Here is a 13,557-nt window from a genome sequence, read left to right as displayed (position 1 = left end):
ATGAGCGATCTGAACAAACTGGGCCTGGCTGAGGCCCGCGACGCGCTGCGCAAGGGTGAAGTGAACTCGGTCGAGCTGACCGAATCCTGCCTGAAGGCCATTGATGAGGCCGACGCGCTGAACGCTTTTGTCCACAAGACGCCTGAAATCGCGCTGGAACGCGCCAAGGCGGCGGATGAGCGGATCAAGGGTGGCGACGCGCCTGCCATGTGTGGTCTGCCGATCGGCATCAAGGATCTGTTCTGCACCAAGGGCGTGCCCTCGCAGGCGGCCTCGAAGATTCTTGAAGGCTTCAAACCCGAATACGAATCCACCGTGTCGCAGCAACTGGCAGATGCCGGGGCCGTGATGCTGGGCAAGTTGAACATGGACGAATTCGCCATGGGCTCGTCCAACGAAACATCCGTCTATGGCAACGCGGTCAGCCCGTGGCGCCGTGGCAACGATGATGCGCAGTTGACCCCGGGCGGCTCGTCGGGTGGCTCAGCCTCGGCTGTGGCCGCTGACCTGTGTCTGGCCGCAACCGGTACTGACACCGGCGGCTCGATCCGCCAGCCTGCCGCGTTCACCGGCATCACCGGCATCAAGCCGACCTATGGCCGCTGCTCGCGCTGGGGCATCGTCGCCTTTGCCTCCTCGCTGGATCAGGCCGGACCGATGACCAAGAACGTGCGCGACGCGGCGATCATGCTGGAGACCATGTGCGGTCACGACCCCAAGGATTCGACCAGCGCCGAACTGGCCGTACCGAACTTTGAGGCGATGCTGACTGGCGACATCAAGGGCAAAAAGATCGGTATCCCCAAGGAATACCGCATGGACGGTATGCCCGCCGAGATCGAAAAGCTCTGGGCTGACGGTGCCGAGATGCTGAAAGCCGCGGGTGCTGAGATCGTCGATATTTCGCTGCCGCACACCAAATACGCGCTGCCTGCCTATTACGTGATTGCCCCGGCCGAGGCATCCTCGAACCTCGCCCGCTATGACGGTGTCCGCTATGGTCGCCGCGCTACGCTGGCGCAGGGCGACGGCATCACCGAGATGTACGAGAAAACCCGCGCCGAGGGGTTCGGTCACGAGGTGCAGCGCCGCGTCATGGTCGGAACCTATGTTCTGTCCGCAGGCTTCTACGACGCCTATTACAACCGCGCCCGCCGCGTCCGTACTCTGATCAAGGAAGACTTCGAAGATGTCTTCGCCGCAGGTGTCGATGCGATCCTGACCCCGGCCACACCGTCAGCGTCGTTTGGTCTGGGCGAAATGACCGAGGCTGATCCGGTTCAGATGTACCTCAACGACGTCTTCACCGTGACCGTGAACCTTGCCGGCCTGCCGGGTGTTTCGGTGCCTGCCGGTCTGGACAAGCAAGGTCTGCCGCTTGGTCTGCAGCTGATCGGGCGTCCTTGGGAAGAGGGCGATCTGCTGAACACAGCCTACGCGTTGGAGAACGCAGCGGGCTTTGTGGCCAAGCCAGGCAAATGGTGGTAAGCCTCAGGTCAGGCAAGACAACGCAAGACGGAGCAGCTGGATGCGCTTTACGCTTCTGATCCTCGCAATCGGGTTGGTGGCCGCCTGTGATACGGTGGCACCGGTAGGTGGCCCGGATTTCAACACGCCCGCCTATCAGGCACAGCGTGAGGCGCAATTGGCAGGGCAGGGATACACCGGAAATCCGCTGCTTGGGCCCTCTGAGGTGACCGAGGAACAACTGGGCGCGCCGGGCGCTGGTGCCCCTCTGCCAACCGGTGAGAATGCTGACCTTGCCTCGGCAACCGCAGCCGCATTGGCCAGCACGTCCGGACAGCCCACATATGTACCGCCCGCGTCAACGGTCGAAGATCCCATCAATAACGGGATCTCGGATGAACAGGACTTCGACGCGGTTTCGGATCGCCGAACCATCGAATCCGATGCTGCGCGGATCGAACAGAACCGCCAGACCTATGAGGTTGTTTCGCCAACAGCCGTTCCGGCCCGTGGTTCGGACGGTCAGCCCAATATTGTCCAATATGCGCTGAACACCTCGAACCCGGTCGGAACCCAGCTCTACAGCCGCGCCGGGTTCAATCTGCAGGCCAAGGCGCAGCGCAACTGCGCCCGCTACCCGTCGGCCGATCAAGCGCAGATCGATTTCCTGTCCAATGGCGGCCCGCAGAAGGATCGCAAAGGTCTGGACCCGGATGGTGACGGTTTCGCCTGCGGCTGGGACCCGAGCGCGTTCCGCAGTGCCGTCAATAACTGAACCACCGACTCCCATATGGCACCCGTCCCCGAATTTTGGTGAGCGAAGGGACGGGCTGACTCCGTCCTTGGTGGTCATCCACTATACCGCGATGGACAGCCCGCAGGCGGCGCTGGATCGCTTGTGTAATCCCGAACATGAAGTCTCGGCACATTACCTGATCGGCGGAGATGGCACGCTTTGGCAGATGGTGCACGAGGAGCACCGCGCCTGGCATGCAGGCGCAGGTGAATGGCACGGCCAGAGCGACATAAACTCCCGCTCAATCGGCATCGAACTGGACAATACCGGGGCGCACCCGTTTTCAGAACCTCAGATAGCCGTGCTTGAAACCCTGCTGCGCCAAATCCAGAAACGGTGGTCGATCAGCCCGGACCACGTGATCGGCCATTCCGACATGGCGCCGGGACGAAAATGCGACCCCGGCCCCCGATTCCCCTGGCAACGGCTAGAGCGCCTGAACCTCGTGGGGCGGCGCGGAGAGGGGAAAGCCCCGAAACACCTGACGATGCAATCCTTCCGGGCCGCGGCACGCGCGGCTGGGTATTCTTTTGAGGTCGACGACGACACACTGCTGGCTGCGGTCCGGCTCAGATACCGTCCGTGGGCCACGGGCACCCTGCATCCTGCAGATTTCGCGCCGCTGGACCGATAGACACCGATCCGGGCTTCATCGGGCCAAAAATATCTCGGGGTTGAATAGGCCGCAGGCCAAGAAGGGGCAGGCCCCTTCGCGCCCTAACCCCTTGACGCCACCTGACCCAAAGCATACCCACCGCACTGCGCGGAGGGCCGGATGGCCGCTGGGGTGCAAGCCCGAGAGGAAAGTCCGGACTCCACAAGACAACGGTGCCGGGTAACGCCCGGGCGGGGCAACCCGACGGAAAGCGCCACAGAAATCAGACCGCCCGCGACTTCGGTCAACGGTAAGGGTGAAACGGTGGGGTAAGAGCCCACCGCGCCGCTGGCAACAGCGGCGGCACGGCAAGCCCCACCGGGAGCAATGCCAAATAGGGTCCCCGCGCGGGATGGTCGGCGTCAGCCGATACCACCGCTAAGCGCGTCTTGGCCGAGAGGGACCGGGTTGGCAGCTTGAGCCGCGCAGCAATGCGCGGCCTAGAGGAATGGTCATCGAAGGGGGCAACCCCGGAACAAGATCCGGCTTATAGGCCCTCCGCGCGTATTCCCTGTCACTTGCCTGGTGGCGCATAGGCGCCGCTTAGTTTCGCGGCTTTCTTGGCAACGCTGACAAAGTCCTTCGCCTTCCATGCGCGCACCGTTTCAACCTTCGAGACCGCGCCCGAGGCCGCAACCGCCATGCCGACGGCCACGGCGTCCGTGCCGTCCGGGGCCTCGCTGATGACCACCACGTCATTTTCGCCCGTTGTCATGTAGAAACCCAAAAGCTTGCCACCGACCTTTTTCAGCAATGCCCGGACAGGCGCTGTACGGTCCACGGGCTTCTTCAACATTCCCTTGACCCCCTCCTGCGAATAGGACGCGTAGGTAATGAAAATAGGCATGTCTACCTCCTGTAAAAAGTTGATGCAGGACCTGTAATCAGGCTGGTCCTTTAGCCTTCTTGCACGTGTCGCGACCTCTCAAATGCCTCTCTGAGTCCGGGAACACGCCATGCGGACCCGGCGGAAAAGGGTTGGCTGACCGCATTGCGCGTCAGTGGCGAATTGCGAAAGCAACGCCCGGTACGCCTTTCCCGGTCCAAGTCTTTGCCCACAGGGGCATGCGAAGATTTTTGCGTCGTTGGAGTCCTGGAGTCGAAGACATGCGGCGTCGCCATCCCGTCAGTGTCTTCACCTGTCATGACAACTTCCCCCAAAGTGATCATTTCGATTCTGCTGGCAGAACGTCTTGCCTGGTCGCGGCGCCTCGGGGTTCGAGCCTGATGTCGGCTTCTTTTTAGGGTATAATCGCGTGAGCATATCACAAAACCGTGAGCCAACCAAACCGGGGCGGGCTTCGAGTGCAGGATTTGTGCGCTTTCCGGGCGGAATCCGGTTGACTCAGCCGCGCGACCGGGTAAAAGCGCACGCTCATAGGAATTCAACCGAAAGGCCCCTGCCTTTTCGGACGCAGGAGATAACCATGGCGAAGCCGACGACAATCAAGATCCGTCTGAACTCGACCGCGGGCACGGGCCACTTCTACGTGACCAAGAAAAACGCGCGCACCATGACCGAGAAGATGACCGTTCGTAAATACGACCCGGTTGCTCGGAAGCATGTCGAGTACAAGGAAGGCAAGATTAAGTAATCTGCCGTCCAACTTGGACAGTTTCATAGGGTTCTGCCTCGGCAGGGCCCTTTTTCTTTGCGGACCTTTTGGGGCAGGGTTTCATGACGCTTCACTCCGTTGCAACGAAGCATCAGCGGGCAGGGCAATCGGGTCCGCAGTGGGTTGCTTTTTGCAGAGGCTTGCCGATACGCTTCAACAAACCGTTCCAAAATGTTGGCCGTCATGAAAAAAATCTTGTTTTCCACAATGACCGTTCTGGCCCTTGCGGCCTGCGAAGACCCCTATAACCGCGAAGGCGTCGGGTTCACGGGGATCGATGGTGAACCCCGCTCTATCTCGGATGTTCAGGGAGCGGCTGCCTTCCTGTCGCCTGCGACGAACGTACCGGCTGAATTGGCCGTGCTGCCCGCAGTTCCCGTGGTAACCGACCAGACCGATCCGCAGAAAGTTGCGCGTGTCGCAATCGACAATGGCGGGCGCAGCGACACTGATGCGGTGCTTCTGACCGGATCGGACACCAACCTGTTCCTGAGCACAGTCAACGTGAATGGTACTCTGTACGGCGTCCTGCGCACCGCAAACAACAGCACCCGAGTGGATAACGCGGTCGGCGCAACATTCGGCCGCGATGCCGAGCAGTTCACCGGCTGCCTGCCGGCGGGTGATGTCTACCGCAAGGGCAATTCCGATCGCAGTTCGGGTTTCGCCGTGGCGCTGAACTGCAGCTGATCGAACAAGCATATGCAATGATTGAGGCCCCGCCATCTGGACGGGGCCTTTTTTGTACGTGTCGGGCGCGAGGATCACAGGGCGTATCGGTCGATTTCCCAACTCATCAAAAGAAAAGGGCGGGTCTGCAAGGACCCGCCCTTTGGATATTTAAGTCGCTGTAGCCTTATTCGCGGCTGCCAAAGAGCTGCAGCAGGAACATGAACATGTTGATGAAGTCCAGATACAGGCTCAGTGCGCCCATGATAGCGGCTTTACCCAACCATTCCTGATCGCCCGAGTGAGCCATCTGAAGGTAGGTATTCTTGATGCTCTGCGTGTCATAAGCGGTCAGGCCCGCGAAGATCAGTACACCAATAACCGAGATCGCATACATCATTGCAGGCGACTGCAGGAACCAGTTGACGATCATCGCAACGATCAGGCCGATCAGGCCCATCATCAGGAACGTGCCCATGCCCGACAGGTCTTTCTTGGTGGTGTAACCATAGAGAGACAGGCCCGCGAAGGCGATGGATGTGATCAGGAACACCTGGATGATCGACTGCCCGGTAAAGACCAGGAAAATCCAGCTGATCGACACGCCCATAACGGCCGCGAACACATAGAATACCGTCTGTGCTGCTGCTGCGGACAGGCGGTTGATACCGGCGCTGAAGCCGAACACAAAGGCCAGCGGGGCAAACATGATGATCCACTTAAGGGGCGACGCGAACAGTGTTGCACCGAACTGCGTCAGGTAAGTGCTTGCGCTGATCTGGTATTCTGTCGGTACGGACGAAACCGCCAGACCGGCAATTGCCCAGGCCGCTGCAAACGTAATCAGCATACCCACGGACATCGTGCCGTAGACTTTGTTCATGTGGGCGCGCAGGCCCTCGTCAATCTGGGCAGCGCGCGCGCCGGTCGCCGTCCGGATCGTGTCAAATTGTGCCATTAAAGGGTCTCCCTTCACATAATTCTTTTCGTGGTCCGAAAATCGGACCCCGTTCCTCGCAAATATCGGCAACTGCGGGTCATGTTTCAAGGGTTTAGCGCTGGATTCCGGCTAAAACACGAAACAAAAATGGCGACCTGCGGGAGCGGGTCGCCATTCATCGGGAAAAGATGAGTGTCAGAATCATTTTTGCCAAAATTCCGGCGCATCCCAAAGGGGACGGGCGGCTTCGGCCTCGGCCTGTTCACGCGTGATTCCGATGTCTTCCAGCGCCCGGGCGTCCAGCCTTGCCAAAGTGCGACGCTGGCGGTGCAGAGAAAGCGCATCCCACAGCAGAGACAGGCCAAAGCGGCGGCGGGGCGGGCAGGGTCTGTTAATTGCAATTTGGGTCATAATGTTTGTCCTTTCATGCTTTCTCGATGAGTTTTTGGGGTTTCATCAAGTTCCTTGATTTATATGGCGCAATAGGGCACATTTTGAAAATGAATGTTTATGAAGTAACACATAAGGATTCGTGAACATGCGAAATCTGGACATTACAACCTTGCGTTCTTTTGTGGCGGTGGCCGATCAGGGTGGCGTGACGCGTGCCGCCGGGTTCCTGCACCTGACGCAATCTGCCGTTTCGATGCAGTTGAAGCGGCTGGAGGAGCTGCTGGGCCTTGAACTGCTGGACCGCAGCGGCCGTACCATCGCGCTGACCGCCTCGGGAGAGCAACTGCTTGCCTATGCCCGCCGCATGATCGCGCTGAATGATGAGGTGATCTCGAAGCTCACCGATCAGGCGTTCGAGGGTGAGGTGGTGCTGGGCGTGCCGCATGACATTGTGTACCCAGCTATTCCCCGGGTGTTGCAGCGCTTCAATGCGGATTTCCCGCGGGTGCGGGTGCAGTTGGTGTCCTCATACTCGCTGCAACTGAAAGACATGCTCAAGCGCGGCGAATGCGACCTGATCCTAACGACCGAAGCGAACGGCGGCGAGGCGGCGGAAACCATTGCCGAGCTGCCGCTGCGTTGGATTGGCGCGCCCGGCGGGTCGGCTTGGCGCAAGCGGCCGATTCCCATTGCAGTCGGTCGTCGTTGCATGTTCCGGCCGCAGATGATCGCGGCGCTGGATGAAGCGGGCCTTCCGTGGGAGCTGTCGGTGGAAACCGAAAACGACCGCACCATTGAGGCCACCGTGTCTGCCGACTTGGCGATTCACGCCATGCTGGATGGCACCGAGGCCGCGCATCTGGTGCAGATCGATGACGGCGGTGTGCTGCCCGATCTGCCCGCGCATATGATCAACCTGTACGGCGGGGAGCCCGGACGTGGCCCCGTGGTTGAGGCGCTGGCCGACCTCGTCCGGCAGAATTTCCGTATGCTCGGCAGCAGCCCCCTGAAGGCCGTTGTCGGCTAGGGCGTGATCACGACCTTGCCGGTCGCCGTACGGTCTCGCAGCAGTTGCAGGCCTTTTTCGGCGTCCGACAAGGGCAACACGTGACTGATATGGGGCTTGATTTTCCCCTCGGCGTGCCAGCGGAACAGAGTTTCAAAACTGTTCTGCACGATCTGAGGCCGGAAGGTCAGGTACCCTCCAATGTAGAACCCGATCACTGTCAGGTTCTTGACCAGCAGGTGATTGGCGGGAATCTGCGGTACCTCACCGCCCGCAAAACCGATGGGCAGCAGGCGCCCTTCGGGGTTGGTGGCGCGGAAGGCGGCTTTGAACACATCGCCGCCGATTGCGTCATACACGACATCCGCGCCGCCAAGTTCCTTGACGCGCGTGCGCAGATCCTCGGATGCGTCGATCAGGTGGTCCGCCCCGGCGGCTTGCGCAACAGCCAGCTTGTCCGCGCCCCGGGCCTGAGCGATCACGGTTGCGCCCATAAGCTTGCCGATCTCGACCGCTGTCAGGCCGACACCGCCTGCTGCACCGGTGACCAGCAGCGTCTCGCCGGGTTGCAGGCGGGCACGGTGATCCAATGCAATGTGGCTGGTGCCATAGGCGATCTGGATGGCGGCGGCGTCTTCGAAGCTCATCGAATCGGGCAGGGGGATTGCGCGGTCCGCGTCGAACACTCCGAACTCCGCCAAGCCGCCCTGACCCGAATAGACCGCGATCCGGTCACCTGGTTGCAGGTGCGATACGCCTGGCCCCGTCGCATCGACCACACCGGCGATTTCCATACCCTGCGTGAAGGGGGCGGGCGGCGTGTCCTGATACGTACCCTTCTGCATCAGCAAGTCGGCAAAGTTCAGGCCGCAGGCTTTGATCGCGACCCGCACCTGACCTTCCAGAGGTTGAGGGACGTCAATATCGCAAAGCCGGGCGGCGGCGCCTTGGGACGGAATTCTGTAGGCCAGCATGAGTCTGCTCCTGTGGTTTGGGGCATAGGTTCGTGCTGCTTGGGGTTTGTCAATCTCTTACCCGGCAGGGGGTGTGGCAAGCACGTCAGACTTACCTGACGGCAGGGACGTGTGCGAGGCTTGCGTGGCACAACTTTAAATCTCTGCGCCGGGAATCAGATTCAACCTTCTTGAAAAAAAAACCAAAAAGCGCAATATTGTCTGAGGTGCTGATTTGGGGGCATGTTCCTAATTAGGAAGTGGTTAAGGGCGGCTCGCTAGTGTTGCGTAAAAAGGCATGTCGCGCACTCAGATCGGTTGTGTGTGTAGTTTAGAGGAGAATACCAATGACCCATCACGTCGATGTCCATGTGGGCAAGCGCGTCCGGCATCGCCGCTGGCTGATTGGCATGACCCAGCAGCAGTTGGCGCAGCAAGTTGGTATTAAGTTTCAACAGATTCAGAAATACGAGACAGGTGCCAACCGCATCAGCGCTTCCCGTTTGTGGGACATCGCCGAGGCATTGGATGTGCCTGTCAGCTTTTTCTTTGAAGGTCTGGAAGAGGCCGAAAAAGAAGCAACCGGCAAGAAATCGGTTCCGGCTGATCTGATGGGGGACAAGGAAGCACTGGATTTGGTACGTTCCTACTATGCGATCCCTGAAAACCAACGCCGCCGCCTGTTCGAGCTCGCACGTGTGCTGAGCGACGTCGCCTGAGCGAACGGGGTTGACTCTGGCACGCGCGGACCGCACGGGTAGCGTATGCAAGAGACCATTCTAAGCGATCTGGAAGTTGCCGAAGAAATGGCCGACGCTGCGCGCGCGGCCATTCTTCCATTTTTCAGACAATCCAATCTTGAGACCGACAACAAGTTGGACGAGGGCTTCGACCCGGTAACCGTTGCTGATCGGAACGCCGAACAGGCCATGCGCGCGGTTCTGGCCAAACACCGGCCCGATGACGGTATCTTTGGCGAAGAGTTCGGCCAGGATGAGGGCACCAGCGGCCGAACATGGGTGTTGGACCCGATTGACGGCACCCGCGGTTTTATCAGCGGCACGCCCACCTGGGGTGTATTGATCGCGCTAAGCACGCAGGACGGCCCGATCATGGGCGTCATCGACCAGCCTTATATCGGCGAGCGTTTCGTGGGATCAGCCGACATCGCGCAAGTGACCGGCCCAACCGGAACGGCACCACTGAAGACCCGCCCGACGTCCAGTCTGAACCAGGCGATTCTGTTCACCACTTTCCCCGAGGTTGGCACCCCTGACGAACGCGCTGGGTTCGAGGCCGTGGCGCGGCATGTTCGGCTGACGCGATATGGCATGGATTGTTATGCCTATGCGCTGCTGGCTGCGGGGCAGGTCGATCTGGTGATCGAGGCTGGCCTCAACGCCTATGACATTCAGGCGCCTATCGCGGTGATCGAAGCTGCGGGCGGAGTTGTCACTGACTGGCAAGGCGGTCCCGCGCATGAAGGTGGCCGCGTTTTGGCGGCCGCGAACGCTGATCTGCATGCGGCGGCGCTGGAACTTTTGCGCAAGCACTGAAAAAGATTGCCGGGTCTGAACCGGTCGGGTAGGGTTTGCCCGGCTGGTTCTTGTACCCGTTTTCCGCCAGCCGACGCTCCTCTTGCACGAAACGGGTGTATTGCAAGGAGGGCGGAATGACCGAAACCCTGATCAAGAACGCAGATACCATCCTGACGATGGACGACACGCGCCGTGAACTCTCTGGCGCTGATATCCTGATCCGAGGCGGGCAGATCGAACAGATTGGCCACAACCTGCAGACCACCGGCGAAACTCATGATGCGGCTGGGTGCGTCGTGACGCCGGGTTTGGTGAACACCCATCACCATCTTTTTCAGACCCTGACGCGCGCGGTGCCCGGCGGGCAGGATGCGCTGTTGTTTGGCTGGCTGAAGGCGCTCTATCCCATCTGGTCCCGCTTTGGGCCGGAAGAGATGTTCGTCTCGGCCCAGATCGGTCTGGCCGAACTGGCTCTGTCCGGGTGCACGCTCAGTTCTGACCACCTGTATCTGTACCCGAACGGTGCGCGGCTGGATGACACGATTGCGGCGGCGGCTGAGATCGGCCTGCGCTTTCATCCCACACGCGGCGCCATGAGCATTGGCGAAAGTGACGGCGGCCTGCCGCCGGATGCGCTGGTCGAAGTCGAGGCCGCGATCCTCGATGACATGATCCGGGTCGTTGATGCGTTTCACGATCCTTCCGAGGGCGCAATGTGCCGCGTCGGGCTGGCACCGTGTTCACCGTTCTCGGTCAGCCGCGACCTGATGCGTGATGCGGCAATTCTGGCGCGCGATAAGGGGGTGATGCTGCACACCCACCTGGCGGAAAACGACGAAGACATCGCCTATTCGCAGGCGCAGTTCGGCTGTCGCCCAGGGCAATATGCCGAGGATCTGGGCTGGACCGGTTCGGATGTGTGGCACGCCCATTGCGTTAAGTTGGACGGGACCGAGATCGATCTGTTCGCCAGAACCCAGACCGGTGTCGCACATTGTCCCTGTTCCAATTGCCGTTTGGGGTCAGGTATCGCACCGGTGCGTGCCATGCGCGACCACGGCGTTCCTGTTGGTTTGGGGGTCGATGGGTCGGCCAGCAACGACAGCAGCAACCTGATCCTCGAGGCGCGACAGGCCATGCTATTGCAGCGCGTCGCGAACGGTGCGGATGCGATGTCGTCCCGTGAAGCGCTGGAGATTGCCACGCGCGGCGGTGCTGATGTTCTGAACCGCCCCGATTGTGGGCGGCTGGAGCCCGGCAAGCGCGCCGATATTGCCGTTTGGGACACGAGCGGGATTGAAAGCGCCGGCAGTTGGGACTCGGCGGCGTTGCTATTGTCCGGGCCGATGAATGTGAAGCATCTGTTCGTGGAAGGGCGCCAGATCGTGCGCCACGGGCAGATTGCAACGATAGACCTGCCAAGGATCATCGAGCGCCAGAACAGTCTGGCGCAGGCCTTGCAACGCTAGGCTGAGTATCGTCGCTTTCACAAGGCTGGGTGCGGTGGCTGTTTAGCTGCAACAGCAAGAAAAGACGCCCAGTAGTGAGGCTTTTGGGGCGGCCGGATTTTTGAGAAATTGGCGTTTTTGTGGTATCTTTTCTTCATTTTAGAAGGAGTGGTTAGATGAAATTTAAAGCAATTTCTGTTGGCACTGCCGTCCTGATCGTTCTGAATTCAGCATTCGCCTGGGCTGACCCCAAACCGCAGGGTGCGAAGCCTGCCGACCCCAATGTGATTGCACAGCTCTATGGGGGCAAGACGCAAATCTGGAAAGGATGTGAGGGCGGAATTTACTTTGGTTCCGGCTGGCAGGCGAGCGCATGGTGCAAAAAGCACAGCGACAACGTGGCTATCGGCACGTGGAAAGTGGACCGCAAGGCCCGCGTTTGCCGTGAATTGGTCTGGTACTGGCCAAAAGGCGATTCCGTCGACTCCGAGCCGGATGAGCTGGGCTGTATCGAGCATGTTGTCGCTCCGGATGGTCAAATCTGGCGCAAATGGCCAGACGATAAGGAATGGTGGCGGGCAACCGGGGACAGCACCCTAGTGAAGGGTGACAAATTCAAATCGAAGAAAAGAAAGAATATTCGCAAGCTGGGTCTATAGGCTTACTTTCTCTTTCGACTTATCGGGGAAATCAGGCAGCCGTCATCTGGCTGCCCGATGGTTCGGACCAAAGGCCTTGAGCGCCTCGTCTCTGGTTTGCGCTCAAAACTAGGCGATGCCCGTTTTACCGTGCGACGGGCTCTCCGCCGATCCAAACGGCCGAGATCGCCCGGTCGTCGCCCATCATGATGGTGGGGAAGATGGCCTCCCACAAGTCGTCAGCGCAGGCCTCGCGCTGAGCGATGGCCGGGGTCGAGGCAAGGTCGAGGACGACCAGATCGGCCTCCATCCCCGGTGCAACGTTGCCGACGCAATCGTCCATTCGCAATGTGCGCGCCGACCCGACGGTGCCCAGCCACAGCAGCTGTGCGGCGTGTAGCGGCGCGCCCCGCAGTTGCCCGATTTCATAGGCAGCAGCCATTGTGCGCAGCATCGAAAAGCTGGACCCGCCGCCGGTATCTGTCGCCAGCCCGACCCTGTGACCGTCACGCATCAGCCCGGTCATGTCGAACAGACCCGAGCCAATGAACGTATTCGAGGTCGGGCAGTGGATCAGCGCCGCGTCCACCTCGCGCAGCCGGTCGCGCTCGCGCGATTCCAGATGGATGACGTGGCCATAGACACCATGCGCGCCCAGCAGGCCGAAATTCTCATAGGTATCCAGATAGTCGCGCGCCTCGGGGAACAGCTCGCGGACCCACGCGATTTCGTCGGTCTGTTCGCTCAGATGCGTTTGCATCAGGCAATGCGGGTGCTCGGCCCAGAGCGCGCCCATCGCTTCAAGCTGTTCGGGCGTGGAGGTGGGGGAAAAGCGGGGAGTGATGGCATAAGACAGCCGGTCGACACCGTGCCATTTCTCCAGCAAAGCTGCTGACTGGTCATAGGCGGTCTGCGCCGTGTCCTGCAGCCCCTCGGGCGCGTTGCGGTCCATGCAGGTTTTGCCGGCCACGACGCGCTGATTGCGTTGCTGCGCGGCGGCGAAGAAGGCATCGACGCTTTCGGGATGGATGGTGCAGAAACTGCACATGGTCGTCGTGCCGTGCGCCGCGGTTAAATCGAGATAGCGGTTGGCAATTTCGGACGCATAGGCGGGGTCGCCGAACTTCATCTCTTCGGGGAAGGTATAGGTGTTCAGCCAGTCGATAAGGCGCTTGCCCCAACTGGCGATCATGGCGGTCTGTGGATAATGCACGTGGGCGTCCACGAACCCGGCCATAATGACGTGCTGGCCGTAGTCGATCAGGTCTGCATTCGGATGGGCGGCGCGCAGGCTGTCGGCATCCGCCACAGCGGAAATGCGGCCGTCTTCGACCAGAACTGCTTCGCTGATTTTGACGGCCTCGGTCGGCTCACCTTCGAACGGTGAACCGGTGAAGCTCAGAACACGTCCTTTCAGCAGCGTTTTTTGCGCCATTTT

Annotated in this window: 15 protein-coding genes and 1 other RNA gene; 11 read left to right on the top strand and 5 right to left on the bottom strand. The window is 60.3% G+C overall.

All coding sequences use genetic code 11. The features are described from left to right. The 4 genes from gatA to rnpB all read left to right on the top strand — a co-directional run bounded on the left by gatA (window position 1) and on the right by rnpB (window position 3,424). A complete protein-coding gene (gene gatA, locus GOX63_RS10085; protein ID WP_170325837.1) occupies window positions 1-1,488 on the top strand; it encodes an Asp-tRNA(Asn)/Glu-tRNA(Gln) amidotransferase subunit GatA in 1,488 nt (495 codons plus the stop codon). 40 nt (window positions 1,489-1,528) lie between these two features. Next, complete coding sequence (locus GOX63_RS10080) at window positions 1,529-2,242, top strand: hypothetical protein (protein ID WP_170325836.1); 714 nt, start codon at window positions 1,529-1,531, stop codon at window positions 2,240-2,242. Beyond that, window positions 2,181-2,897: an N-acetylmuramoyl-L-alanine amidase gene (locus GOX63_RS10075; RefSeq protein ID WP_170325835.1), complete on the top strand. Its 717-nt coding sequence runs from the start codon at window positions 2,181-2,183 to the stop codon at window positions 2,895-2,897. Before GOX63_RS10080 ends, GOX63_RS10075 begins: the two co-directional genes overlap by 62 nt. Before the next feature lie 129 nt (window positions 2,898-3,026). Next, an RNA gene (gene rnpB, locus GOX63_RS10070) (RNase P RNA component class A) lies at window positions 3,027-3,424 on the top strand. Between the two features lie 8 nt (window positions 3,425-3,432). Here rnpB and GOX63_RS10065 read toward each other — a convergent pair. Continuing rightward, complete coding sequence (locus GOX63_RS10065; protein WP_170325834.1) at window positions 3,433-3,765, bottom strand: GYD domain-containing protein; 333 nt, start codon at window positions 3,763-3,765, stop codon at window positions 3,433-3,435. 580 nt (window positions 3,766-4,345) lie between these two features. Between GOX63_RS10065 and rpmG the strand changes: the two genes are divergently transcribed. Together rpmG and GOX63_RS10055 are read left to right on the top strand one after the other, a co-directional pair. Then, complete coding sequence (gene rpmG, locus GOX63_RS10060; RefSeq protein ID WP_005630270.1) at window positions 4,346-4,513, top strand: 50S ribosomal protein L33; 168 nt, start codon at window positions 4,346-4,348, stop codon at window positions 4,511-4,513. A gap of 204 nt (window positions 4,514-4,717) precedes the next feature. Continuing rightward, window positions 4,718-5,224: a hypothetical protein gene (locus GOX63_RS10055; RefSeq protein WP_170325833.1), complete on the top strand. Its 507-nt coding sequence runs from the start codon at window positions 4,718-4,720 to the stop codon at window positions 5,222-5,224. Window positions 5,225-5,390: 166 nt separating this feature from the next. Here GOX63_RS10055 and GOX63_RS10050 read toward each other — a convergent pair whose 3' ends face one another. Next, window positions 5,391-6,161 carry a Bax inhibitor-1/YccA family protein gene (locus GOX63_RS10050; RefSeq protein WP_170545652.1) on the bottom strand — a complete coding sequence of 257 codons (771 nt, stop codon included), beginning with the start codon at window positions 6,159-6,161 and terminating at the stop codon, window positions 5,391-5,393. Window positions 6,162-6,344: 183 nt separating this feature from the next. Continuing rightward, window positions 6,345-6,554 carry a DUF1127 domain-containing protein gene (locus GOX63_RS10045; RefSeq protein WP_170545649.1) on the bottom strand — a complete coding sequence of 70 codons (210 nt, stop codon included), beginning with the start codon at window positions 6,552-6,554 and terminating at the stop codon, window positions 6,345-6,347. Window positions 6,555-6,681: 127 nt separating this feature from the next. Between GOX63_RS10045 and GOX63_RS10040 the strand changes: the two genes are divergently transcribed. Then, window positions 6,682-7,563 carry a LysR family transcriptional regulator gene (locus tag GOX63_RS10040; RefSeq protein ID WP_170325830.1) on the top strand — a complete coding sequence of 294 codons (882 nt, stop codon included), beginning with the start codon at window positions 6,682-6,684 and terminating at the stop codon, window positions 7,561-7,563. Here the strand turns inward: GOX63_RS10040 and GOX63_RS10035 are convergent. Continuing rightward, window positions 7,560-8,516, bottom strand: a complete 957-nt coding sequence (locus GOX63_RS10035; RefSeq protein WP_170325829.1) for an NADPH:quinone oxidoreductase family protein — start codon at window positions 8,514-8,516, stop codon at window positions 7,560-7,562. The two genes, GOX63_RS10040 and GOX63_RS10035, sit on opposite strands and share 4 nt — an antisense overlap. A 326-nt stretch (window positions 8,517-8,842) precedes the next feature. Here GOX63_RS10035 and GOX63_RS10030 point away from each other — a divergent pair, with 326 nt between their 5' ends. The 4 genes from GOX63_RS10030 to GOX63_RS10015 all read left to right on the top strand — a co-directional run bounded on the left by GOX63_RS10030 (window position 8,843) and on the right by GOX63_RS10015 (window position 12,140). Next, entirely contained in the window at window positions 8,843-9,214 is a 372-nt protein-coding gene (locus tag GOX63_RS10030; protein ID WP_058280151.1) for a helix-turn-helix domain-containing protein, read from the top strand. A gap of 45 nt (window positions 9,215-9,259) precedes the next feature. Then, complete coding sequence (gene hisN, locus GOX63_RS10025; protein ID WP_170325828.1) at window positions 9,260-10,051, top strand: histidinol-phosphatase; 792 nt, start codon at window positions 9,260-9,262, stop codon at window positions 10,049-10,051. Window positions 10,052-10,167: 116 nt separating this feature from the next. Further along, window positions 10,168-11,502 carry an 8-oxoguanine deaminase gene (locus GOX63_RS10020; RefSeq protein WP_170325827.1) on the top strand — a complete coding sequence of 445 codons (1,335 nt, stop codon included), beginning with the start codon at window positions 10,168-10,170 and terminating at the stop codon, window positions 11,500-11,502. 155 nt (window positions 11,503-11,657) lie between these two features. Further along, a complete protein-coding gene (locus GOX63_RS10015) occupies window positions 11,658-12,140 on the top strand; it encodes a DUF995 domain-containing protein (RefSeq protein WP_170325826.1) in 483 nt (160 codons plus the stop codon). A 124-nt stretch (window positions 12,141-12,264) separates the two neighbouring features. Here GOX63_RS10015 and guaD read toward each other — a convergent pair whose 3' ends face one another. Then, window positions 12,265-13,554 (bottom strand): guanine deaminase, encoded by a 1,290-nt coding sequence (gene guaD, locus GOX63_RS10010; RefSeq protein WP_170325825.1) that lies wholly within the window; start codon window positions 13,552-13,554, stop codon window positions 12,265-12,267. Window positions 13,555-13,557: the final 3 nt, after the last annotated feature.

The sequence above is a fragment of the Ruegeria arenilitoris genome (genome assembly GCF_013031355.1).
Classification (GTDB): Bacteria; Pseudomonadota; Alphaproteobacteria; order Rhodobacterales; family Rhodobacteraceae; genus Ruegeria; species Ruegeria arenilitoris_C.
Note: the sequence above shows the minus strand (reverse complement) of the source record. Positions and strands in the feature narration are given on the sequence as shown.